The sequence below is a fragment of the Salinivibrio sp. PR5 genome (genome assembly GCF_001996085.1).
Taxonomy (GTDB): Bacteria; Pseudomonadota; Gammaproteobacteria; order Enterobacterales; family Vibrionaceae; genus Salinivibrio; species Salinivibrio proteolyticus.
Window position 1 is genome coordinate 63,105 of sequence record NZ_MUFK01000006.1, and the last position, 21,195, is coordinate 84,299.

24 protein-coding genes are annotated in these 21,195 nt (G+C 51.9%); 6 read left to right on the forward strand and 18 right to left on the reverse strand.

Going from position 1 to position 21,195, the window contains the following annotated elements; all coding sequences use genetic code 11:
• Positions 1 to 3 precede the first annotated feature (3 nt).
• The 11 genes from acpS to rpoE all read right to left on the reverse strand — a co-directional run bounded on the left by acpS (position 4) and on the right by rpoE (position 8,954).
• Positions 4 to 393 carry a holo-ACP synthase gene (acpS, locus tag BZG82_RS04355; RefSeq protein WP_077765244.1) on the reverse strand — a complete coding sequence of 130 codons (390 nt, stop codon included), beginning with the start codon at positions 391 to 393 and terminating at the stop codon, positions 4 to 6.
• Complete coding sequence (pdxJ, locus tag BZG82_RS04360; protein WP_069591306.1) at positions 393 to 1,124, reverse strand: pyridoxine 5'-phosphate synthase; 732 nt, start codon at positions 1,122 to 1,124, stop codon at positions 393 to 395. The genes acpS and pdxJ overlap by 1 nt, the downstream gene beginning before the upstream one ends.
• A 2-nt stretch (positions 1,125 to 1,126) precedes the next feature.
• On the reverse strand, positions 1,127 to 1,822 hold the full coding sequence (gene recO, locus BZG82_RS04365) for a DNA repair protein RecO (protein ID WP_069591305.1): 696 nt from the start codon (positions 1,820 to 1,822) through the stop codon (positions 1,127 to 1,129).
• Positions 1,823 to 1,858: 36 nt separating this feature from the next.
• Positions 1,859 to 2,764, reverse strand: a complete 906-nt coding sequence (era, locus tag BZG82_RS04370; protein WP_069591303.1) for a GTPase Era — start codon at positions 2,762 to 2,764, stop codon at positions 1,859 to 1,861.
• Positions 2,761 to 3,435: a ribonuclease III gene (rnc, locus tag BZG82_RS04375; RefSeq protein WP_069591301.1), complete on the reverse strand. Its 675-nt coding sequence runs from the start codon at positions 3,433 to 3,435 to the stop codon at positions 2,761 to 2,763. The genes era and rnc overlap by 4 nt, the downstream gene beginning before the upstream one ends.
• A 12-nt stretch (positions 3,436 to 3,447) precedes the next feature.
• Entirely contained in the window at positions 3,448 to 4,347 is a 900-nt protein-coding gene (gene lepB / locus BZG82_RS04380) for a signal peptidase I (RefSeq protein ID WP_077765245.1), read from the reverse strand.
• Positions 4,348 to 4,361: 14 nt separating this feature from the next.
• Complete coding sequence (lepA, locus tag BZG82_RS04385) at positions 4,362 to 6,158, reverse strand: translation elongation factor 4 (protein WP_069591298.1); 1,797 nt, start codon at positions 6,156 to 6,158, stop codon at positions 4,362 to 4,364.
• Between the two features lie 78 nt (positions 6,159 to 6,236).
• Entirely contained in the window at positions 6,237 to 6,734 is a 498-nt protein-coding gene (locus BZG82_RS04390) for a SoxR reducing system RseC family protein (protein ID WP_077765246.1), read from the reverse strand.
• Positions 6,731 to 7,708 carry a sigma-E factor regulatory protein RseB gene (rseB, locus tag BZG82_RS04395; protein ID WP_069591293.1) on the reverse strand — a complete coding sequence of 326 codons (978 nt, stop codon included), beginning with the start codon at positions 7,706 to 7,708 and terminating at the stop codon, positions 6,731 to 6,733. Before rseB ends, BZG82_RS04390 begins: the two co-directional genes overlap by 4 nt.
• The gene (locus BZG82_RS04400; RefSeq protein ID WP_077639520.1) at positions 7,705 to 8,340 is read right to left on the reverse strand and encodes an RseA family anti-sigma factor; all 636 of its coding nucleotides are present in this window, start codon (positions 8,338 to 8,340) and stop codon (positions 7,705 to 7,707) included. The genes rseB and BZG82_RS04400 overlap by 4 nt, the downstream gene beginning before the upstream one ends.
• Before the next feature lie 32 nt (positions 8,341 to 8,372).
• Positions 8,373 to 8,954 carry an RNA polymerase sigma factor RpoE gene (gene rpoE / locus BZG82_RS04405; protein WP_069591286.1) on the reverse strand — a complete coding sequence of 194 codons (582 nt, stop codon included), beginning with the start codon at positions 8,952 to 8,954 and terminating at the stop codon, positions 8,373 to 8,375.
• 334 nt (positions 8,955 to 9,288) lie between these two features.
• On the opposite strand from rpoE, the gene nadB reads away from it, so the two are divergent.
• Positions 9,289 to 10,905 (forward strand): L-aspartate oxidase, encoded by a 1,617-nt coding sequence (gene nadB, locus BZG82_RS04410; RefSeq protein WP_077479921.1) that lies wholly within the window; start codon positions 9,289 to 9,291, stop codon positions 10,903 to 10,905.
• A gap of 86 nt (positions 10,906 to 10,991) precedes the next feature.
• On the opposite strand, the gene BZG82_RS04415 is transcribed toward nadB, so the two are convergent.
• The 3 genes from BZG82_RS04415 to BZG82_RS04420 all read right to left on the reverse strand — a co-directional run bounded on the left by BZG82_RS04415 (position 10,992) and on the right by BZG82_RS04420 (position 13,578).
• Complete coding sequence (locus tag BZG82_RS04415) at positions 10,992 to 12,821, reverse strand: methyl-accepting chemotaxis protein (RefSeq protein WP_077765247.1); 1,830 nt, start codon at positions 12,819 to 12,821, stop codon at positions 10,992 to 10,994.
• 114 nt (positions 12,822 to 12,935) lie between these two features.
• The gene (locus tag BZG82_RS16315) at positions 12,936 to 13,346 is read right to left on the reverse strand and encodes a hypothetical protein (protein ID WP_131826225.1); all 411 of its coding nucleotides are present in this window, start codon (positions 13,344 to 13,346) and stop codon (positions 12,936 to 12,938) included.
• Positions 13,315 to 13,578: an FAD assembly factor SdhE gene (locus BZG82_RS04420; protein WP_069589792.1), complete on the reverse strand. Its 264-nt coding sequence runs from the start codon at positions 13,576 to 13,578 to the stop codon at positions 13,315 to 13,317. Before BZG82_RS04420 ends, BZG82_RS16315 begins: the two co-directional genes overlap by 32 nt.
• A 227-nt stretch (positions 13,579 to 13,805) precedes the next feature.
• Between BZG82_RS04420 and ygfZ the strand changes: the two genes are divergently transcribed.
• The 5 genes from ygfZ to BZG82_RS04445 all read left to right on the forward strand — a co-directional run bounded on the left by ygfZ (position 13,806) and on the right by BZG82_RS04445 (position 17,253).
• Positions 13,806 to 14,789, forward strand: coding sequence for a tRNA-modifying protein YgfZ (gene ygfZ, locus BZG82_RS04425; protein ID WP_077677930.1), 984 nt, complete (start codon positions 13,806 to 13,808; stop codon positions 14,787 to 14,789).
• A 3-nt stretch (positions 14,790 to 14,792) separates the two neighbouring features.
• Positions 14,793 to 15,293, forward strand: a complete 501-nt coding sequence (locus BZG82_RS04430; protein ID WP_241837342.1) for an aminoacyl-tRNA deacylase — start codon at positions 14,793 to 14,795, stop codon at positions 15,291 to 15,293.
• A 15-nt stretch (positions 15,294 to 15,308) separates the two neighbouring features.
• Positions 15,309 to 16,271 (forward strand): LysR family transcriptional regulator, encoded by a 963-nt coding sequence (locus BZG82_RS04435; RefSeq protein ID WP_077765249.1) that lies wholly within the window; start codon positions 15,309 to 15,311, stop codon positions 16,269 to 16,271.
• Between the two features lie 3 nt (positions 16,272 to 16,274).
• A complete protein-coding gene (locus BZG82_RS04440) occupies positions 16,275 to 16,811 on the forward strand; it encodes a GNAT family N-acetyltransferase (protein WP_077765250.1) in 537 nt (178 codons plus the stop codon).
• A 193-nt stretch (positions 16,812 to 17,004) separates the two neighbouring features.
• On the forward strand, positions 17,005 to 17,253 hold the full coding sequence (locus tag BZG82_RS04445) for a DUF1107 domain-containing protein (RefSeq protein ID WP_077662292.1): 249 nt from the start codon (positions 17,005 to 17,007) through the stop codon (positions 17,251 to 17,253).
• Between the two features lie 76 nt (positions 17,254 to 17,329).
• On the opposite strand, the gene gcvH is transcribed toward BZG82_RS04445, so the two are convergent.
• The 4 genes from gcvH to BZG82_RS04465 form a co-directional block, all read right to left on the reverse strand.
• Positions 17,330 to 17,731, reverse strand: coding sequence for a glycine cleavage system protein GcvH (gene gcvH, locus BZG82_RS04450; RefSeq protein WP_069589757.1), 402 nt, complete (start codon positions 17,729 to 17,731; stop codon positions 17,330 to 17,332).
• Between the two features lie 120 nt (positions 17,732 to 17,851).
• Positions 17,852 to 19,084 carry an FAD-dependent 2-octaprenylphenol hydroxylase gene (locus BZG82_RS04455; RefSeq protein WP_077765251.1) on the reverse strand — a complete coding sequence of 411 codons (1,233 nt, stop codon included), beginning with the start codon at positions 19,082 to 19,084 and terminating at the stop codon, positions 17,852 to 17,854.
• Complete coding sequence (gene ubiH, locus BZG82_RS04460; RefSeq protein WP_077765252.1) at positions 19,081 to 20,271, reverse strand: 2-octaprenyl-6-methoxyphenyl hydroxylase; 1,191 nt, start codon at positions 20,269 to 20,271, stop codon at positions 19,081 to 19,083. Before ubiH ends, BZG82_RS04455 begins: the two co-directional genes overlap by 4 nt.
• A 63-nt stretch (positions 20,272 to 20,334) precedes the next feature.
• A complete protein-coding gene (locus BZG82_RS04465) occupies positions 20,335 to 20,910 on the reverse strand; it encodes a UPF0149 family protein (RefSeq protein ID WP_069589761.1) in 576 nt (191 codons plus the stop codon).
• Positions 20,911 to 21,195 lie beyond the last annotated feature (285 nt).

Here is a 21,195-nt window from a genome sequence, read left to right on the forward strand (position 1 = left end):
GGCCTAAGCCGCCGGTGTGCCTTCAAAGATCACGTGCGCCACCGCATAGGCTTTTTCATCAGAAAGCGTTAGCCAGCAATGGCTGACACCTCGGGCCATCGCTAGCTGTTGTGCCTTGCCAGACAGGGTCAGCACAGGCTGCCCCGACGGTTGATTGCTCACCGTAAAGTCTTGAAAGCTGACCCCTTGAGCAATCCCTGTTCCTAGTGCCTTCGCGGCAGCTTCTTTCGCGGCAAACCGTTTCGCCAAATAGCGTCCCGGTTGCTGGGTTGCCGCCATTTGATCCCGCTCTGGCTCAGTCAGAATACGATCCGCAAAACGGGCACTGCGAGACAGCGCCGCCTCAATGCGCGCAATCTCAACAATATCAGTGCCGACGCCTAAAATGGCCATTAGCGACGCGCGGATTCCATGATCGCTTTCATGTCCGCCACCGCTTTTTGCAGGCCATCAAACATGGCGCGGCCAATAATCGCATGACCAATATTCAGCTCATGCATTTCTGGCATCGCCGCAATGGGCGTGACGTTATGGTAAGTCAGGCCGTGTCCGGCGTTCACTTTAATGCCCAGATCCGCCGCGTAGCTGGCCGCAGCAGAAATCTTCTTCAATTCAGCTTGGCGGTCGTTGTCGTTACTGGCATCAGCATAGTGACCCGTATGCAGCTCGATATAAGGCGCACCACATTGGTGAGCGGCATCAATCTGCTCACGGTCAGCATCGATAAAGAGCGATACTTTTATGCCCGCCTGAGTCAGAGTTTGTGTTGCCGCTTTTACTTTGTCTAATTGACCAGCGACATCTAACCCTCCCTCGGTGGTCAATTCTTCACGCTTTTCGGGAACTAAACAGACGAATTCAGGTTGGGTGTCGAGGGCAATTTTCACCATTTCATCGGTCACTGCCATTTCTAAATTCATGCGCGTTTGTAGCGTTTCTTTGAGAATGCGCACATCGCGGTCCGTGATATGACGACGATCTTCACGCAAATGGACAGTGATGCCATCCGCCCCGGCACGTTCTGCCATTTCAGCCGCGTGGACAGGATCTGGGTACGCGGTGCCACGCGCATTACGCACGGTGGCAATGTGATCAATATTCACACCCAAGTAAATCTTATTCATGATTATTTCCTTCTAAACAATTCTCTGCTTTTTAGCGGCTTAGGGCCTAAGTATGGCTTAAGCGCAATGCGTGTAAACCGCTTCGCAGCCCGCAATTGGTCGCTGGTGTCAAATTGACGCGTCGCCAGCGCACGCAGATCGTGACCGGTAAACTGCCGCTGTTGGCTTTTCATCAGGGACGCGACAAACCCTTGTTGTTCGCGAAACAGATACGTCATGTTATCGTCAATCGGGTCACCACTGCCAGCGCAATGAAGAAAATCAACCCCATAGCCCAGCGCCTCGAGTAACGCGAGTTCAAAACGGCGCAGTGCCGGCTCAGGGTTGTTATAGCGTGCTAGTTGCGTCAGTGCAGTGACATAATCGAGGAAGACCGTCGGGTACGGCGTTTGCGGCTCAAGGACGCGCATCAAAACTTCGTTGAGATAAAAACCAGAGTAGAGCGCATTGCCAGAGAGTGGTAACGCCAAACCGGTCGCTTCAGCGCTCCGAAGGGTACGCAATTCGCCGCGACCGCCCCATTTTAGCAACAGTGGGGTGAAAGGTTGTAAGGCGCCTTTGAGTGCAGAGCGCTTACCGCGCGCGCCTTTAGCCAGCAAGCTAACTCGGCCCTCGCCTTCAGAGAACACATCAAGGATCAGGCTGGTTTCGCTATAGGGGCGTGAGTGAAGCACAAAACCGCGTTGAAAGCCGTCCACGCCGCCCCTCCTGTGTATGGCTACCGAGTGGGTAACTTAGAGATCGTCAATGTAGCCCAAGCTGCGCAGTGCACGTTCGTCATCTGCCCAACCGGATTTTACTTTAACCCAAAGCTCGAGGTAGACCTTGCGCTCAAATAGATCTTCCATATCGAGTCGGGCCTCACGGCCGATGCGTTTGATTTTCTCGCCGCCTTTACCAATCACCATTTTCTTTTGGCCATGGCGCTCGACCAAAATCAGGCCATTGATATGAAAACCATCCGTCTCTGGATTGTAATCAAAGCGCTCGATTTCGACGGTCACCGAGTAAGGTAGCTCTTCACCCGTAAAACGCATTAGCTTTTCACGAATGATTTCTGACGCCATAAAGCGTTGTGAGCGATCTGTCACGTACTCTTCAGGGAAGTAGTACTCACACTCAGGCAACGCATCGCGAACACGCTGCTCGACCACATCGATATTGGTACCGTGTTTCGCAGACACAGGGATCACATCAACAAACTCCATCTTTTCCGACAAGGTTTGTAGGTGCGGGAAGAGTTCGGTCTTTTCACGCACATTATCCACTTTGTTAACCAAGAGTACGGTTGGCAACCCTGAACGCGCCAGCTTGTTCAGAACCATTTCGTCATCTTTGGTCCAGTGGGTACCATCCACCAAGAAAAGAACGAGCTCAACATCGGTCAACGAGCTGTTTGCCGCTCGGTTCATCAGGCGGTTGATCGCACGCTTTTCTTCAATATGCAGTCCCGGTGTATCTACATAGACGGCTTGATAGTTGTCACGGGTATCTACGCCCATGATACGGTGACGAGTGGTTTGCGGTTTGCGTGACGTAATCGAGAGCTTTTGCCCAACGAGACGGTTGAGCAAGGTCGATTTGCCGACGTTTGGACGCCCGACAATGGCGATAAATCCGCAGTGCTGTGCTTGTGTCATTGTGCCAACTTCTGTAATGCTAATTCCGCAGCCGCTTGCTCTGCCTTGCGACGACTGCTGCCTTTACCTATCACAGAACGCTCCAGTCCTGCCACTTGACACTCCACCGTAAACTCTTGGTTGTGTGCCTCGCCACGTACTTTCATTACCGTGTAAGACGGTAACGGTTTACGCTTGCCTTGTAGGTGCTCTTGCAAGCGGGTTTTGGGATCTTTTTGGCTGACGCCCGGCTCAATGGTATTTAAGCGTTGTTGATACCAGTTGAGGATAATGCGCTGCACCGTATCAATATCACTATCCAAAAAGATAGCACCAATCAGCGCTTCTACCGCATCCGCCAAAATTGAGTCTCGGCGGTAGCCGCCACTTTTAAGTTCTCCTGGGCCAAGGCGCAGTACTTCGCCCAGTGAAAACTCACGGCCAATCTCAGCCAAGGTATTGCCACGAACCAAGGTCGCGCGCATACGACTCATATCCCCCTCATCCACTTTAGGAAAACGGTGGTAGAGATCGTCAGCAATCACAAAGCTGAGAATGGAATCACCCAGAAACTCCAAACGCTCATTGTGGGTGCCATTGGCGCTTCTGTGTGTCAGTGCAAGCTCAAGTAATGCCGCGTTATTGAATTGGTAGCCAATCTCACGCTGCAGTTTATCTGTTAGTGTTGTCATCATGTTCCAGAATTAATTAATACCACCAATACGGTTAAAGCGAACACCTGTCGGCACCCAAGATGGTAGCCAGCTATCACTGTCACGCTCGAACTCAAAGCTTATCCAGATCGCCACCGCTTTGCCGACTAAGTTGCGTTCAGGGACAAATCCCCAGAAACGGCTGTCAGCACTGTTATCTCGGTTATCCCCCATCATGAAGTAATGGCCTTCCGGCACCACCCAACGGTTGACGCCCGGACGAGGCTGATAGGCAGCCACGCGGTCATTGCGGGATGGGTTCACGAGAATCTGGTGTGCTTGCGTGCCTAAGGTTTCTTGCGCCTGAATCAAGTTCACACCGCCTTGGGAAAACTCGCTCGGCTCAATATTATCAATGGGCACAGGCTCGCATTGTGATTGCCCTTTTGGCTGGATACACAGTCGTTTTTCTTTGGTATAGACAATGGTATCGCCCGGCAAGCCGACCGTTCGCTTGATGTAATCAATATTCGGTTGTGGTGGATACTTAAAGACCACGATATCACCGCGTTCCGGTTTGCCGGTCTCAACCAGCTCGGTATGAAACGCGGGATCGCGCAGCCCATAGGCAAACTTTTCCACCAAAATAAAATCGCCAACCAGCAAGGTTGGCATCATGGATCCTGATGGAATTTGAAAAGGCTCATAAATAAAGGATCGCAAGACCAATACCACGGCAATGACCGGGAAAATCGATACCGCGTTCTCAATCCAACTGGGCTGAGGCGCCACCTTGGCAACTTGTTCGCTATCGACATCACTGTCAGACACGTTTAGGGTTTTCGCGGCCGCTTGGCGGCGTTGCGGCGCCCAACGGTACTTGTCTAACACCCAAATTATGCCGGTGACCACAGTCACCAGCACCAGTATCAAAGAAAATGTATTGGCCATACTTTAATCCGTTATTATTTGTCTTTGCCCACATGCAAAATGGCCAGAAAGGCTTCTTGCGGCAGTTCGACGTTACCGATCTGCTTCATGCGCTTCTTACCTTCTTTTTGTTTTTGCAGTAGTTTTTTCTTACGACTCACGTCGCCGCCATAACATTTAGCTGTAACGTTTTTACGTAACTGCTTCACGGTTGAGCGTGCAATGATGTGGTTACCAATCGCCGCCTGAATCGCAATATCAAATTGCTGACGTGGGATAAACTCTTTCATCTTCTCAACCAAGTCACGGCCTCGAGGCTGAGCATTATCACGGTGGGTAATAATCGCCAAGGCATCAACACGGTCGCCGTTAAGAAGAATATCTACCCGCACCATATCGGATACTTCATAGCGCTGGAAGTTGTAATCCAAAGAGGCATAACCGCGGGACGTCGATTTAATCCGGTCGAAGAAGTCCAAAACTACTTCAGCCATTGGAATATCGTAGGTTAGCGCCACTTGGTTGCCGTGATACACCATATCTACTTGCATGCCGCGCTTCTCCACACATAAGGAGATGACGTTACCGACAAACTCACTTGGCACCAAGATGTTACAACGGGCAATCGGCTCACCGATGGTGTCGATATCGTTGATCGGCGGCAACTTCGCGGGGCTATCCACGTACACCACTTCTCCGTCGTTTTGTGTCACTTCGTACACAACCGTCGGGGCGGTGGTAATCAGGTCGAGGTTGTATTCACGCTCGAGACGCTCTTGGATGATCTCCATATGGAGCATGCCAAGGAAACCACAGCGGAAACCAAAGCCCAGTGCGGCTGAACTTTCTGGCTCATAAAACAGTGAGGCGTCGTTTAAGCTCAGTTTACCTAGCGCATCACGGAAGTTTTCATAATCATCCGAGGAGATAGGGAACAAACCGGCATACACCTGTGGCTTGACCTTTTGGAAACCTTCAATGCGCTTTTCGCAGCCATTTTTTGCATGGGTAATGGTGTCACCCACTGGCGCGCCAAGAATGTCTTTAATGCCACAGATCACCCAGCCCACTTCGCCCGTTTTCAGCCCTTGGAGCTCTTTGCGTTTCGGCGTGAAAATGCCGATGCTATCAATGTTCCACTCTTGGCCGGTGCTCATGATTTTGACTTTATCGCCTTTTTTGAGCTCACCTTCACGGATACGCACCAATGACACCACCCCTAGGTAGTTATCAAACCAAGAGTCAATGATCAGGGCTTGCGTGGGAGCATTCGGATCGCCTTCTGGTGGCGGAATAAGACGTACAATATCTTCCAGTACATCATCCACGCCCACGCCGGTTTTCGCCGAACAGCGGGTAGCATCAATGGCTTCAATACCCACGATGTCTTCAATTTCTTGCGCGACACGATCAGGGTCGGCAGCCGGGAGGTCGATTTTGTTCAGAACAGGCACGACTTCCAAGTCCATTTCAATCGCGGTGTAGCAGTTTGCTAGGGTCTGAGCTTCCACGCCCTGTCCAGCATCTACCACCAGCAAAGCACCTTCACACGCTTTCAGTGAGCGTGACACCTCATAAGAGAAGTCGACGTGTCCTGGCGTATCAATGAAGTTAAGCTGATACTCATTGCCGTCTTTGGCTTTATAGTTCAGTGTCACACTCTGTGCTTTGATGGTGATACCGCGCTCGCGCTCTAAATCCATAGAGTCGAGGACCTGAGAAGCCATTTCCCGGTCAGTAAGGCCCCCACATACTTGAATGAGTCGATCGGAAAGGGTCGACTTACCGTGGTCAATGTGGGCGATGATCGAAAAGTTACGAATATGCTTCATGTGTTAGTGTGACTTACTCGTTATCTATAAGAATGGGATCCTAGGATCAGGTGGGGCGGATTCTACCGAAAATAGTGGCTAGTCGCTATCCTGACGTGCTGCATTTATCACCGCGAGCTCGGAAACTGGCTCTCCCATCACGCGTAATAACTGGGGCTGCTGTTGCTCAGGCGTTCCTACCCGTGCCGCCAAATAGCGCGCAATCATTACACCGAGTGTGCCAAAACCAACACTGGTGGCAATCACACCAGCCTCGCCGCCACTGGCAAGTTCGGCAAACACAAACTGACCAAGCAGTGCGCCTACCATCAACATCACCAGCGGCACCAGATACACAATCAACGCGGAACGCACCAAGGTGGCTTCCGCGAGACCAATTTCAACCAAGGTCCCGACCGGTAATGCTTTGGGGGCACGCACTTTGACATGATTGACCTTACCGGGCAACGCTTTAGACACGATACCGGTGCCACACTGACTTTGTGATTGGCAACTGCCACAGCTGGTTTGTTGCTGACACGCCAGTGCCAGCCAGCCATCTTGATATCCAGTCACTTCCGCGAGCGCTTTAATCATTGTTCAACCTGTTGCGATGCTTTCTCTCCATTATCGGTGATACGCACCGAATTAGCGACACGTTTAGCAGTTTCAGGCGGAATATCACCCACCACGGTAATCTCTGCGTTTCCGCTAATCACACTGTGCAACGTCCGGCGCCCCTGACGAACAATTTGCTCACGTACCGAGACATCGTCCGCTTTGGCCAAATAAACCGAAAAACTGAACAGACCGTCACTAAACATTTGGCTCTCAACCGCACGCTTGGTCATCATTAAGCGATGGCGATTGCTGTACACAGGCTCAAAACCATCCGGCAATTGGGTGACTTGCCAATCTAATGATGAGTGGTTAGTGGCAGGCAGTTTGAGTACAGGTGGGAGCGTGAGTTCTGCCAGTTGCTGCATTGCTTCGCTAATGCGCGGCGTGACCACAAGCGACAATGCGCGATATTGCTCCAGCGGGTCACCATCTCGGTCCAATAAATCCGCGCGGACCGGGAGCTTGCTCTCTTCATCTATCCACAACAGATACGAGTAACGCTCACCATCTTTTGGGGTGATTCGCACCACTTGGCAAGCCATACCCGCTTCACGAGATTCACCCATTGAGACAAAATCATACTGACGTGCAAGGACATCAATATCGGTTTGAATCAAGGTGGGAAGTGGCGCAACGATATGATCGCTGGCGATGGTAAAGGGGTCATACCCCGGCTCAAAGTAGCTCACTTCATCGCCGCGACGGATCACTTCGCGCGGCGGTCCGCTGAGGTACATTAAGTGCCCGAACGCATGCTCACCCACGCGCGCATGACGAAAGCGCATCGGCTCTAAACTATTTTTGCCGACCATGATGTAGGACACTTCATAGTCTAATGTGTCGCTTGCGACGTCCATTTGATGTAACAAAGCCTCGGCAGAAGGTTCGGCCGAGGCTTGCGCAGACATCAAACCGACCAGCGCAAGCGCACCGATCAGAGTTTTTTTCATTGATTTGTACTGCTCATCGACGGTGCCAGTGTCTGATTCTCAGACAGCCTATCTTTATTCAAACGAAGCTGCAATTCGTAGTCTTTCAACATCGCATTAATCCGGCGACGTTGCTCCATCAACTGCGCTTCAGTGGGCGTTGAGCGAAAATCGTCTCGGCTCAGGCTCACCGGTTCTGCAGCCCCCGAAAAAGGAATGGTCTCTAGTACCGGTGGTTGCGTGGCGGTACTCGCTACCGGCGATGTGCTCTCCGGCTGGTTATACTGCTGCACACCGACAATCACGGCCAATGACACACAGGCTGCCATCCCCACTTGCGTGACTTGTTGAAGCCAGTTGGGCAAGTGACGACGGGCTTTTTCCGGCGTCGGCTGCGCTTCATGCATAGGTACAACATCACTATCGTGATGATGAACAGGGGTATGCGCTGGCTCTTTGTCTAACGCAGACGCCACCGCCCCAGCAATGTCCCACTGTGCGGCACTTGGGGTTTCGCCTCGCATTACGTCACGGAGGGTCCCGAAACTTTCCCATGTTTGCAGCGCGTCATTATCGTGCTCGAGTTGGTGGATCACTGCGTTATCCACGACCTCACCATCTAACAACGCTGAAATTTGTTCTCTATCCGTCATTCATGTCACCGTCATGCAGCCAGCAAAACACGTTACCGTTTCATCAGTGGTCGGATGCGCTTTTCCACCGCTTCTCGAGCGCGGAAAATACGAGACCGTACCGTACCGACTGGACAATCCATTACCTGTGCAATTTCTTCGTAGCTGAGTCCATCGAGCTCACGCAACGTAATTGCGGTTTTTAAGTCATCAGGCAGTGATTCGATCGTCGAAAAAACTACCTGCTTCAGTTCCTCTGACAACATCAAGTTCTCAGGGTTCGAAATTTCTTTTAGTGATCCGCCGCTTTCAAAATTCTCTGCATCTTCTGCGTCTATATCACTGCCGGGTGGACGACGCCCTTGCGCCACCAAATGGTTCTTTGCTGTGTTCACCGCAATGCGATACAGCCAAGTATAAAACGCACTCTCACCACGAAACCCCGGTAAGGCACGATAGGCTTTAATGAACGCCTCTTGTGCGATGTCCGGAATATCGCCACTGTGTGTTCCCACGTAGCGGGCAATAAGGTTGCACACCTTATTTTGATATTTGACGACTAACAGGTTGAATGCTTGCTTGTCACCATTCTGTACACGTTCTATTAGAACCTGATCGGTTAGCTGCTCGCTCATTCGAGCGTTTACTCCTTGGTTGTTCTTTCCGCCCGATTATCGAAATTCTGTGCCCGACGTTGTCAGAACGCGGTTAAACCCTCTTGCGAGCATTCGCACATACTACGACGAAGTGGCTGGGGAAAAGTTCCTCACCATGTTGGTTTTATTTTGGGTGTCATCACATTACTGTGACGGGATGGCTAAATTATGACAACCTAGCCCGCCTATATTGTCGCCCGAAGGATAGCATGGTTGCAAACTTTCCCCCTCCGTTCACTGTGATTTGATCCAAGTGCGCGCAGGCGTGACAAATTGGTGTAACATGGGCCGCGTAGAAAGAGGACCAGGGATCATGACGACCACAACTCAGGAACATCAATGTGATGTGCTGGTTATCGGCAGCGGTGCCGCCGGCCTATCATTGGCGCTACGTTTGGCGCCCACACATAAAGTGATTGTACTTAGCAAAGGCCCATTAAGCGAAGGAGCCACCTTATACGCGCAAGGTGGTATTGCCGCGGTTTTTGATGAGCAGGACTCTGTCGAGTCACACGTTGAAGACACACAAATTGCAGGCGCTGGCATTTGTGATACGCAAGTTGTCGACTTTATCGCTCGAAATGCGAAAGATTGCGTACAATGGCTGATCGATGGCGGCGTGCCTTTCGACCAAGAAGATACTGAGAGTGACACGCCGAAATATCACCTCACCCGCGAAGGTGGGCATAGTCACCGCCGTATTCTTCATGCTGCGGATGCCACCGGCATGGCCGTGCAAACCTCACTGCAAGACAATGTACGCAACCACCCCAATATTACCTTGCTCGAACGCCATAATGCGCTCGACATTATTACGCGTAAAAAAATCGGCCTTGGTGGTCCCAATCATGTGTTAGGTGCCTATGTCTGGAACCGCGATCGAGAAGTGGTCGACACGGTACGGACCAATTTTGTGGTGCTGGCGACTGGTGGTGCATCCAAGGTGTATCAGTATACCTCGAACCCAGATGTGTCATCTGGTGATGGCATCGCTATGGCTTGGCGTGCGGGGTGTCGGGTCGCTAATTTGGAATTTAATCAATTCCACCCAACCTGTTTGTATCATCCTGATGCCCGTAACTTTTTGCTTACCGAAGCATTACGTGGTGAAGGCGCCCATCTAAAACGCCCAGATGGGACACGATTCATGTCAGAGTTTGATGAGCGTGGCGAGCTAGCCCCACGTGATGTGGTGGCCCGTGCCATTGACTATGAGATGAAGCGCCTCGGGGCTGATTGCATGTACTTAGATATCAGTCATAAAGATCCTGACTTTATCACCAAGCATTTCCCGACCATTTACGAGAAGCTGCAGACCTATGGGTTTGATCTCACCAAGGACGCGATTCCGATTGTACCAGCCGCTCACTATACCTGTGGCGGTGTGATTGTTGACCAAAACGGCAATACCGACTTGCCGGGCCTCTATGCAATCGGCGAAGTGAGCTATACCGGCTTGCACGGCGCCAACCGGATGGCGTCTAATTCGCTTCTGGAGTGTGTGGTCTACGCGTGGTCTGCCGCTGAACATATCAAAGCGCACCAAGACCATGTTGAGCCGCTTGCTCCGCTCCCTGCTTGGGATGAGAGCCAAGTAATATGCTCCGATGAAGAAGTGGTTATCCAGCACAACTGGCACGAGCTGCGTTTGTTCATGTGGGATTATATGGGGATTGTTCGCTCCACCAAGCGTCTGGAGCGCGCACTGCGTCGTATTGAACTGCTCAAGCAAGAAACTCACGAGTATTACGCCAATTTCCGCGTGTCGAATAACTTGCTAGAGCTGCGTAACTTGTTGCAAGTGGCGGAACTGATGGTGCGATGTGCAATGCAGCGTAAAGAAAGCCGAGGGCTGCACTACACCATTGATTACCCAGAGCAGTTACCGGACTCTGGACCAACCATTTTGGTGCCGGATCAACCTTGCTAACCATGTGACGGTAATAATAAAGGCCAGCAAACGCTGGCCTTTTCTCATTTAACGAAACAGCACTCAATCTACACCGCATTGCTTACTCAGCTTTTAAACTGACTCACCGCGCGCTCTAGGTTCGCCGCCTCTTCCGCCACCTGATGGGCTGCATCACGGTTTTGCTGGGCGCGATCGGTACTGGTTTGGGCAATATCCTGGATGGTATGCACGTTTTGGTTCACTTCTTTGGCAACCGAACTTTGCTCTTCAATGGCGGTCGCGATCTGGGTGCTCATGTCCATGATATGTTGCATATCAGCCATGATTTGCGCCAATTCTTGGGAAGCCGCCTCCACTTTAGATACAGACGTTTGCCCATCTTCGCGGCTTTGCTCCATGCGCTCCGCAACCGACTGAGTTTGGTCCTGCAACGAGCCAATAATACCGGCGATTTCATCGGTCGATTCTCGCGTACGGGTCGCCAGCTGACGTACCTCATCGGCAACCACCGCAAAACCACGTCCTTGTTCACCGGCTCGAGCCGCTTCAATTGCCGCGTTCAGGGCCAGCAAGTTCGTTTGCTCGGAAATATCTTTGATGACATCAAGCACCGACCCAATGGTCTCGGACAGTTTACTCAGCTCCAACACTTCGTTGCTGGTATTGCTGAGCGTTTCTGACAAAGTCATGATCATGGTGCGGGTATCATCCACCACTTGCTGACCATTTTGCGCGCGACCCAAACTGGTACGTGCATTGTCAGCCGCTTGGTCGGTATTGCTGGCAATATCACGAATGGTGCTTTCCATCTCGTTCATCGCAGTTGCAGCGTGGGTGGTTTCATCTAACTGGGTGGTTAGCGCAGAGCTAGTTTGATGACTACGCGACTCGACTTGCTCGGCACTTTGATGCAGCGCTTGCACCGCAGAACGCACATCCGTCACCATGGTTTGGATGCCAGCCAGCATCTGATTGACATCTTTGGCCATCGCCGCAATTTCATCGCGACCTGCCTCATCGGCCCGCAACGTCAAATCTTTTTGCTGCGTGATCTGGCTCATTTTCTCACTAAAGCTATAAATGCGGCGCTGAATCCCTCGATTCATCCACAAAGAAACCACCGTCATCACCAGCGCCAAGAGAATAACAATCGACGCAGTCAGAACCATGGTTTCTCTCTGTGCCTTGGTAATGGCGCTTTGGTAAGACTCACTCAAGGTTTCAAACATCTCTTCAACTTGGTGGGTCTTGCCACGGATATTGCCCAACAGGCCTTGGTCATGCGCCAATCCCAGTTGCTCTTTTTGCCTTACTACCGCCTTTACCGTCGTGTGGTGCGCTTGGAATACCGCTAATAGATCGCCTTTTAGGTAAGCTGACAGTTCATTCAATTGCCGTTGATATTGCTCGATGTGGCTCATATTGCTGCTATTAACGAACAGCTTCGCTTCCGCCACCAATAGGCGTGCGCTGCTTTCCAGCACAATATCGTTTTGAGTCGCCGCGACCAACTTCTCGCTAGCTTGTTGCATATCACCACGCAAACCTTGTCCGGCCTCTAGGCCGAGACGTTGATAGCCCGCGCCAAGGTCACGAAATCCCTGCGCGTAGCCTTGCATCGCTGTCGACACTTGACCAATGATTTGCGTATCGAGGCCAAGCGCTTGACTGTCCGTGCGCAGTTCACCGAGCAGGCTATTGAAGGCGTCAACATTGTTATCAAACCGGGAGAGATATTTAGGGTCCATGCGGGCAAGAAAGTCTTTTTCATTACGTCGCAAATTAAGCAGAATCACTTCAAGATCGGACACTGTGGTTAACTGACGGTGCATGTTGCCAAGCTTGCTTTCCGCTTTCCATGCCACACCCGCCACGGCCAACAGGGCTACCACCGACATCGCGGTTAGCAGCAATAGTTTTTGCTTTATATTCATAGTCACCCTACAACCAAACTCAGAGTTTCAATAGCCCTACACATTGTGTGCACCTTTTACTATCGGCCAAGCTGGGTAAAAGTAAAGCGGTGTAAACACCTCGTCACAAAAATGTCACAAACTATCCCTAACGGCCGTACAGCAGTGACGATAAATCAGACGAAAGTGATAGTCCGGCATCCCGCCTCGCCACAAAAAGATCCGCGACTCCCCTTGTGCATTCTCGAGGACAACCAACCAAGGCGTCGCCCAGACACAGGACATTTTCCCTTTCGGATGGGTATTCAGCTGAACATAAAAATGGCGATCAATGGATAAGGTGCCTTGGCTAGCCAGTAACTGGTGGTAGAACCTTCGACCATCGCGGATCACGTAAATAATCGCCAGGGCGCGGGCACTCAAAGGAACGGCAAGGTGAAAAGTGATCAGCCATGCCGCTATCACGCCGAACAGGATCAGGCTAATAGCGACATAGCGAGGACAGCGGAGCTGACTATGTACGAAGCTTGCTTCGGTTATGGGCAACAATCTTGTCAACGATAGATTTCATCTTAGGATCGTCAGGTTTACCATGCCCCATCAGCCACGCAAACAAGTCAGGGTCGTCACTTTCTAAAAATGCGATGAAGTCTTGCTTGTCACTGTCACTCAAGGTGTCATAGCAAGCTTCAAAGAAAGGCATAATGATTACATCAAGCTCCAACATGCCACGGCGGCATGCCCAACGGATCCGTGGTTTATCGTCGGTATTTACCATGTTTACCTCAATCACTGATGTCAGTGGATGCATAGTATCAGCGCCAACGGAGGGCGACTACTTTTCCTCTCAACTCGGCGATGAAGATGAGAGCTATCCCCTGATGTTTATCAATTCAACGTCGCTTGCCATCAATACCCTTACAATACAAAGGCTGACAAGCTGACAACGCACGATTAGTATACGTGTCATACTCTGTGTTTTTCTCAACTGCGAGCGTGATTTCTATGAGCGAATGGTATCAAACAGTCGCCTTTACCCCAGCCGAGCGCAATGCAAATAGCCCACTGCCTGATTTGGCCTTGGTCGCATTGGATAACTGGTCATTGACGCAAGTAAGCGGCGACGACACTCAAAGCTATCTGCAAGGACAATTGACCTGCGATCTGAGCCAACTCGAAAAAAATCAATCGACCCTCGCGGCTCATTGCGATCCCAAAGGCAAAGTCTGGTCGGTATTACGGCTTTTCCACCACGGCGACGGTCTGGCCATGGTGCAGCCAATGTCGATTGCACAAACGCAACTCACTGAGATAAAAAAATACGCCATCTTCTCGAAAATCGACTTTCAGCCTAGTGAAGATGTATTGCTCGGTGTCGTTGGCCAACAGGCGGAACAAGTGATCGCAGAACATTTCGGCGCTCAAGGTGCCGTGCGCCATAGTGAACACGGCACGGCGGTGATGCTCGAGCCAACCCGCTGGTTGCTTGCCATCAGTCCTGCTGCGGCGGACCAACTGGTTGCAGCCTATCAGGAAAGTGCCCTATTGGCTGACCACACGCTATGGGAGCAATGCGACGTCGATGCTGCCTTGCCGCGCATTGAAGATGCCACCAAAAGCGAGTTTATTCCGCAATCCCTCAATCTGCAGGTACTGAATGCGATCAGCTTTACCAAAGGCTGTTATACCGGTCAGGAAACGGTCGCACGCGCGAAATACCGTGGCATCAATAAACGCGCCATGTATAAATTGATAGGACAAGCCGATCAGGCCCCTAAGCCGGGTGATAAAGTAGAACGAGCGGTAGGAGACAATTGGCGAGCAGGCGGCACCGTCATTGCTGGCGCTGCCTACTCAGACGGTCGTGCAACCGCCTTAGTGGTTTTACCCAATAACTTGGACGACGACACTGCCTTTCGATTCGCGGATGCGCCCGACGCCATTTGGCAGCGCGTCGCACTCCCGTATTCACTCGAGGAGGAAAAATAACCCTTGGTCGCTTCTTCTGCCTCTATGCCATTGCACACAGCCGTCACTGCCACGCTTAATATGGCAGGGGTGACCTATGAGGTTTTATGGCAATCGCAAGCTACCCAATCCATCACTGACACAGCGGCAGCGCGCGGGATCTTACCGGCGCGTATGCTAAAAACGCTGCTTTTACGCGATATGGGTAACCAGTACGCATTAGCCTGTGTGCCCGGTGATTGTCAGGTCGACCCACGGCGCGTGCGCGAGCAGTTAGCATGTCGGCGAATGACACTGGCCGACGCAGACAAGGTGCGAGCAATGACAGGTTATACGCTTGGCACGGTCGCTCCCTTAGGATTACCTCGGCCACTGCCAATTGTGTTTGAAGAGCGTATTTTCGACCACGAAAGTGTCACGATCAGCAGTGGCGATCCGCATGCTGGGCTGTGGGTGAAAGTGACCGACCTAGTGGCACTTTGCCAACCTCTGCGCGCCGCCATTTGTCGCGACGATAACCCCTAGGAGTCAAGGCTAAGGATGGCGCAAAAACAGTGGCGTAAATACGACCTCAACCTACTCGTAACCTTTATCACCTTAATGGAAACGCGCAGCGTCACCCGCGCGGCTGAGCGTTTGGCTTTAGGGCAATCGGCCATGAGCCATAGCCTGTCGCGTTTGCGTGTGATGCTCGATGACCCCTTATTTGAGCGCCGCGGCCATCAAATGGTCCCCACTGCTCGCGCGATAGATATCGCACCTAAGATTCAGGCATTACTCGATACGCTCTCCAGCGAGGTGTTGGTGCCACCTCACTTTGAGCCGCAACACTACGATGGACAGGTGCGCATCGGGCTCACGGATTATGCGGAGCTGATTTTTGCCCCCGCCTTATTTGATAGCTTTACGACTCATCTGCCTCACGCACAATTAAGCCTTCGCCCTGTCGACAAAAAAAGCTGTCAACAGGCGCTTGAGGATGATGAGGTCGATGTCGTGATTGGCGTGCTTCCTGAGGGGATGGAAAACATAGCCAGTCAGCACTTGTATCACGAACAGCACGTCTGTCTGTTTGACCCCAAAAGCACAGGGCTGCACGCCCCCATTAGTTTGGCCGATTTTGTCGCAACGCCACACGCGCTGGTTTCCACCCAAGGTCAGTTAACCAGCCCTATCGACCAAACCCTGACCAAGTTAGGTTATCACCGTCACGTGGTGATGGGATCGCAGCGATTTCTCACCGTGAGACAATTGCTAAAACAGCGCCAATTACTTTGCACTGTTCCGGAACTGATGGCACGTATCGATAATTTCGATGATACCGACACCCTTGCTCTGAGCGCACCTCCTATTGATGTGCCTGGGTTTGATATTCATCTGGCTTGGCGACAGCAAATCAGTGCCCACCCACGAACCCAGTGGCTCATTGCCCATATCACCGAGACCGTTTTAACCCGTGTCGATGCCCTAAAAGCCGCCCCAACCTGCGATAGAAAGGAGTAAGCGATGGAGTTTTTACCTTTAACCGATGTGAACATCAATGACGTTGCTGAACTGGTCCGTGAGACATTTACTCACAGCGAAGGGCCGGATGAGGGGGACCTGATTGGCCAACTGATTCATCAGCTGCACGACACCACACCAGAGGGTGAATGGCTTGGGTTTGTCGCGGTCGATAACTCAGTGCTGGCTGGGGCAGTCTTTTTTTCTCGGTTAACCTACCCAACCATGCCCAAGGCGGCACTGCTTTCACCGATGGCGGTCCACCCAAGCTATCAAAAACAGGGGCTTGGGCAGTCTTTGATCCAGCATGGCCTTAACGCACTAAAAGAGCAGGGCTATCAGTTGGTGATGACCTATGGCGACCCAGCGTTTTATGGCCGCGTGGGATTCACGCCAATTTCTCCAGAGACCATTCAACCACCGCATCATTTGAGCTATCCACATGGGTGGCTGGGGCAATCATTAACCGATGCACTATTAATTGCACTGAGAGGAAAACCCAGTTGCGTCCCCGCATTTAACTGCGCTGATTTGTGGTAAAGATCCCAAACTGAGGATGTACGATAACGCTGTCATCCCCTCGCCATAAACCCTTTGCACAATCTGCGCCGTTGTATGTCGCTATTTCCCGACATCACAACTATGGTTACCACGTTAAATATGGTTACCACCTCAGAGCCACCATGCAAAGTGGACAGGGCTCAAGGTTTATTCAACTATCCAAGAAGGGTTTATGCGCGTTTTTAATCGCTATGTACCAAGGTTGGTCGCAAAACATGTGGCGCGACTTTTTTCAGGTCGACTTTATATTGCCGGACGAGGACGCTTTGATTTTGAAAACGGTTGGCTAAAAGCCCCTCAAGACGCCACCATCACGCACTACCAAACCGTCAAAGAAGTTAATGCAGTGATACGTGAGGCCTATCAGCAAGCCATGCATGATGAGCCTCAGCCTCACGCGGTCAATACACACCGCCACTGATTCACATTCAGGGCGAGCTTAAACCAACAGGCCCCGCCAAAGGCAGGGCCTGACGATGACGCAAAGACAGCCAACCTTATTCGTCGTCGTCTTCTTCCCCTAGGGTTTCTTCATAGCTTTGCGCATCCAAGAGATCATCAATTTCAGACTCATCGGTAGCGCGAATTTGGAATAACCAGCCATCACCATAAGGGTCGCTATTCACCAATTCCGGTGAACCATCCAGCTCTTCATTTACCGCAACCACTTCCCCAGAAATAGGCGCATAAATATCAGAGGCGGCTTTGACAGACTCTGCCACGGCACAATCGTCTCCGGCATCAAAACTGTCGCCCTCGTCGGGCAAATCAATAAATACCATATCCCCTAACAGGGCTTGCGCATGATCCGAGATACCAATGGTAAACAAGCCATCGCCTTCTGGGCGCACCCACTCATGCGTTGAAGTAAATTTTAATTCTGATGGGATATCACTCATAGTTTTGTTCCTTGTTGCACCCAGTGACACATCGTCGTTTCAACAGACTTCGTGGTTCACTAATACTTGGTTGATTAACTACACAACAACTAGCACACAGATATCGATTCGCCAATAATCTCAGCTAGACGATTCAGAAAATGTTGCACAGGCGAGCTTGGGTAGCTCGCCACTTAGCCCTAGCGCCCGTTTAATAAATGGCAGTTTAGCGCCCGGCAAATGATTCACAGCCTGCATGCCGAAGCCACGGATCAATTTTTTGATCGGATGAGCGCCGTCAAACAAACTTCTAAAGCCTTGCATGGCGGCGATCATTTGCGCCGCTTCTGCTTTTCGCCAGCGTTCATAATTGCGCAGTGACGCATGCAGGCCAATGTCTTTTTCTTGTTCAGCAAGGTGTATCAGTGTTTCAGCAAGCGCTGCAGCATCCAGCAAACCTAAATTCACCCCTTGGCCGGCCAGTGGGTGAATAGTGTGCGCCGCATCCCCCACCAAGGCCACACGGTCAGCGGCAAATTGCTGTGCATAACGCATGGTTAATGGATAACTGGCACGTGGTCCCACAGCTTCGCAAAGCCCCAGAGTCACATCAAATTGTGCCGTTAAAGCCTGATTAAATGCCGCGTCGTCCATATCCATATAGTGCTGCGCCAAGCACGGTGACACCGACCATACAATCGAGCAAAGGTGCGGATCACTAAGCGGTAAAAAAGCCAGTGGACCATCCGGCGTGAAGATTTGCCGTGCAACGCCCTGATGGGCAACCTCAGTGCGAACCGTCGCAACAACCGCGTGATGCCCGTAATCGCGTTGCACCAAAGGTAAACTGGCTTGGCCTCGCACCCAAGAGCGCGCGCCATCCGCCCCCACCACCAATTTAGCGGTCACGCCGCCACCAGAGGCAAGCTGTAGCCAGGTTTCTCGCTCACCCATCATCATCGATTGACACTGCTCAGGCATCAGCAACGTCACATTACTTTGCTGTTTGATTTTATCGAGGAGCGCCAACTGAATGACACGGTTTTCAACAATATGGCCCAGATCACGCTGGCCCAGACTTTGTGCATCAAACGCGATCTCGGCAAAACTGTCTTGCTCCCAAACGTGCATGGCTTGATAACTTGCCATGCGGCGAGATTCAATGCCCGACCAAGCCCCCACGCCGCGCAATATGCGTTCACTGGCGCGGCTTAGGGCTGACACACGGTTATCCGGGATGGTATCCAAGCTGGGCTCAGGGGTTTTCCCTTCAATAACCACCACACGTAAAGCGCTGTGTTCCAACGCTGCCGCCAAGGTGAGCCCCACCATGCCGCCGCCAATGATGGCAATATCTGCATTGATCATCTTCATGTGCGCGCTACCCATCCTATGGTGCGTTGAATAAGAGGTTGTTTAAGACTCGGTAGAGCTGACATCAACCCCAGTCCGAGATTACGAGTGGCTGATAACACCGCATTTTGGTTAGAGAACAGGTGCACTAACCCGGATGTGGTGGCGATGGTGGCCTCTCGGTCCGCTTCTCTATGTTGCGCGTAGCGGGTTAAGACTGGCATTGCGCCCAGATCCTCGCCGCGTGCTGACGCTGCCGTCAGAACCTCGGCTAGCGTGATCACATCCCGTAGACCGAGATTAAACCCTTGCCCCGCGATAGGATGGAGGCTTTGTGCCGCATTGCCGACCACCGCCACACGGTGGCTGATCGGACTCACCACTTGATTAAGCACCAACGGATAGGCATGCCGAGTGCCAACATGAAGAAGTTTACCCAAGCGCCACCCAAAGGCCGTCTGCAAACCGTCCAAGAAGGTCGCCTCGTCACACGTGAGCCAATGGTCGACCTCATCCGGTGATACACACCAGACCACCGAGCACCGTCCCTGCGACATCGGCAGTAGCGCCACCGGCCCTGTGCGAGTAAAGCGTTCAAATGCCACCCCTTGATGCGGCAGCGCGGTACTCACGTTGGCAATGATCGCCACCTGATGGAAGTCGTGCTGCTGACGCGCGATCTTCAGCTGTTGACAGCATGGCGAGCGTCCGCCATCGGCAGCCACTAGCAGTTTTGCCTGCAAGGTCTCTCCTTGCTTGAGCTTAACGGTTACCGACGCTTGCTCACGATCAATATGTTCGACGTAATCGGGACAATAAAGATCAATGGCGCTGCGATGACTGAGCTGCTGGTGAAAGACACGGCCAGCATCCGCAAGCTCAATCACTTGTCCCAAATAAGGAACACCTTGAGCGTTCGCATCAATCTGTGTCTGCCCCGCATGGCCGCGGTCCGAGACATGGATATGCTGAATCGGGGTGCCAAATGGCGCTAACGCCGACCATAAACCCAGCGATTCCAGTGCAGCACAGCTTCCCTGTGCCAAAGCAATACTGCGTGCATCATACCCAGGGTGATTGGCATGATCGGGTAACATCGCCTCAACCACGGCAATACGCAGCTGACCGCCACTTAATGTATCCAGCGCAAGTGCGGCCGTGGCACCGGCCATCGCTCCACCGGCAATGATTATATCGTAGGCTTTCATCCCACCTGTCCCTAATCCCATACTGTATGGGGTCATCGCATGTCAGCGATGTTGATTCATTGATTAATGGAGTGTCTTTGGAGTCTCATCCGCATCCGGACGCGCACCCAATTCAGCATGCACTACCATGCAGCACACACGAACATGCTCGCAAACTTGCTCAAGTAGCTCCGCTTGTTCTTGCATATCACCGTCTTCGTCAATGCCAAGCTGGGCAATAGCTTTAAGGTCGCTCAGCGCCTCGGTGACGTCATTGGAGAGTTGACGGCCTTGTTTACCGATCAGCCCCACCCCTGCTAAAAACGCATTGATCCATTCGACAAGGGCTTCTGCTCGAGCGACTACGCCAACCTGCTCGTCGTCAGGGACATAGATATCGAGATCTAAGTCGTCCCCGGTCAATTGTGTTTTCAGCTGGTGATAGCTTTGCATGGCGAGGGTTTTCGCCTCAGTCGGCCATCCCATACCTTGGTTGGTATAGTCGTAAAGCATGGTGAGCCAGCCCCCATCTTCCAGCGCCATACCTCCACTTAACATACCGGCGATTAAGCCATGCATTTCGGCGGGTGTGACGGCAAGGCTATCTGCCGATAAAGTCGTCGCGGCTTGCGCATAAAGAGGTAAACGGGTATCAGTCACAATCTTGCCCTTGGTCGTGCATGTTATAAAACCCACAGTCTACCATTTCACGCCGCGTGGCTGAATCGCTCCCGTATCAAAAGCACGCAAACACGCTTTGATACCTCTTCCGATACGAAGGCACGGATAAAATCGTTTCATCGTGGCTGGCAGTGTAAATCGACGCGCTGCGCGACGGGCATGACAAAGATCAATTCATACTCGGCTTAGCAACTGGCCATAATAAACTGCGGCTTAGCTCTCATCTGCCAACCTGTCAGAGCATTCATCGACCGCTTCCATGTC

What these genes read in the sequence shown, in the direction of transcription:
- era (WP_069591303.1), bottom strand. Translation starts at nt 2,764, where the DNA reads ATGACACAAGCACAGCACTGCGGATTTATCGCCATTGTCGGGCGTCCA.
- acpS (WP_077765244.1), bottom strand. Translation starts at nt 393, where the DNA reads ATGGCCATTTTAGGCGTCGGCACTGATATTGTTGAGATTGCGCGCATT.
- ubiH (WP_077765252.1), bottom strand. Translation starts at nt 20,271, where the DNA reads ATGAAAGCCTACGATATAATCATTGCCGGTGGAGCGATGGCCGGTGCC.
- rseB (WP_069591293.1), bottom strand. Translation starts at nt 7,708, where the DNA reads ATGAAAAAAACTCTGATCGGTGCGCTTGCGCTGGTCGGTTTGATGTCT.
- lepA (WP_069591298.1), bottom strand. Translation starts at nt 6,158, where the DNA reads ATGAAGCATATTCGTAACTTTTCGATCATCGCCCACATTGACCACGGT.
- BZG82_RS04440 (WP_077765250.1), top strand. Translation starts at nt 16,275, where the DNA reads ATGGAGTTTTTACCTTTAACCGATGTGAACATCAATGACGTTGCTGAA.
- BZG82_RS04400 (WP_077639520.1), bottom strand. Translation starts at nt 8,340, where the DNA reads ATGACGGATAGAGAACAAATTTCAGCGTTGTTAGATGGTGAGGTCGTG.
- lepB (WP_077765245.1), bottom strand. Translation starts at nt 4,347, where the DNA reads ATGGCCAATACATTTTCTTTGATACTGGTGCTGGTGACTGTGGTCACC.
- nadB (WP_077479921.1), top strand. Translation starts at nt 9,289, where the DNA reads ATGACGACCACAACTCAGGAACATCAATGTGATGTGCTGGTTATCGGC.
- BZG82_RS04420 (WP_069589792.1), bottom strand. Translation starts at nt 13,578, where the DNA reads ATGGTAAATACCGACGATAAACCACGGATCCGTTGGGCATGCCGCCGT.
- BZG82_RS04455 (WP_077765251.1), bottom strand. Translation starts at nt 19,084, where the DNA reads ATGAAGATGATCAATGCAGATATTGCCATCATTGGCGGCGGCATGGTG.
- BZG82_RS04415 (WP_077765247.1), bottom strand. Translation starts at nt 12,821, where the DNA reads ATGAATATAAAGCAAAAACTATTGCTGCTAACCGCGATGTCGGTGGTA.
- ygfZ (WP_077677930.1), top strand. Translation starts at nt 13,806, where the DNA reads ATGAGCGAATGGTATCAAACAGTCGCCTTTACCCCAGCCGAGCGCAAT.
- BZG82_RS04435 (WP_077765249.1), top strand. Translation starts at nt 15,309, where the DNA reads ATGGCGCAAAAACAGTGGCGTAAATACGACCTCAACCTACTCGTAACC.
- rpoE (WP_069591286.1), bottom strand. Translation starts at nt 8,954, where the DNA reads ATGAGCGAGCAGCTAACCGATCAGGTTCTAATAGAACGTGTACAGAAT.
- gcvH (WP_069589757.1), bottom strand. Translation starts at nt 17,731, where the DNA reads ATGAGTGATATCCCATCAGAATTAAAATTTACTTCAACGCATGAGTGG.
- BZG82_RS04390 (WP_077765246.1), bottom strand. Translation starts at nt 6,734, where the DNA reads ATGATTAAAGCGCTCGCGGAAGTGACTGGATATCAAGATGGCTGGCTG.
- rnc (WP_069591301.1), bottom strand. Translation starts at nt 3,435, where the DNA reads ATGACAACACTAACAGATAAACTGCAGCGTGAGATTGGCTACCAATTC.
- BZG82_RS04445 (WP_077662292.1), top strand. Translation starts at nt 17,005, where the DNA reads ATGCGCGTTTTTAATCGCTATGTACCAAGGTTGGTCGCAAAACATGTG.
- pdxJ (WP_069591306.1), bottom strand. Translation starts at nt 1,124, where the DNA reads ATGAATAAGATTTACTTGGGTGTGAATATTGATCACATTGCCACCGTG.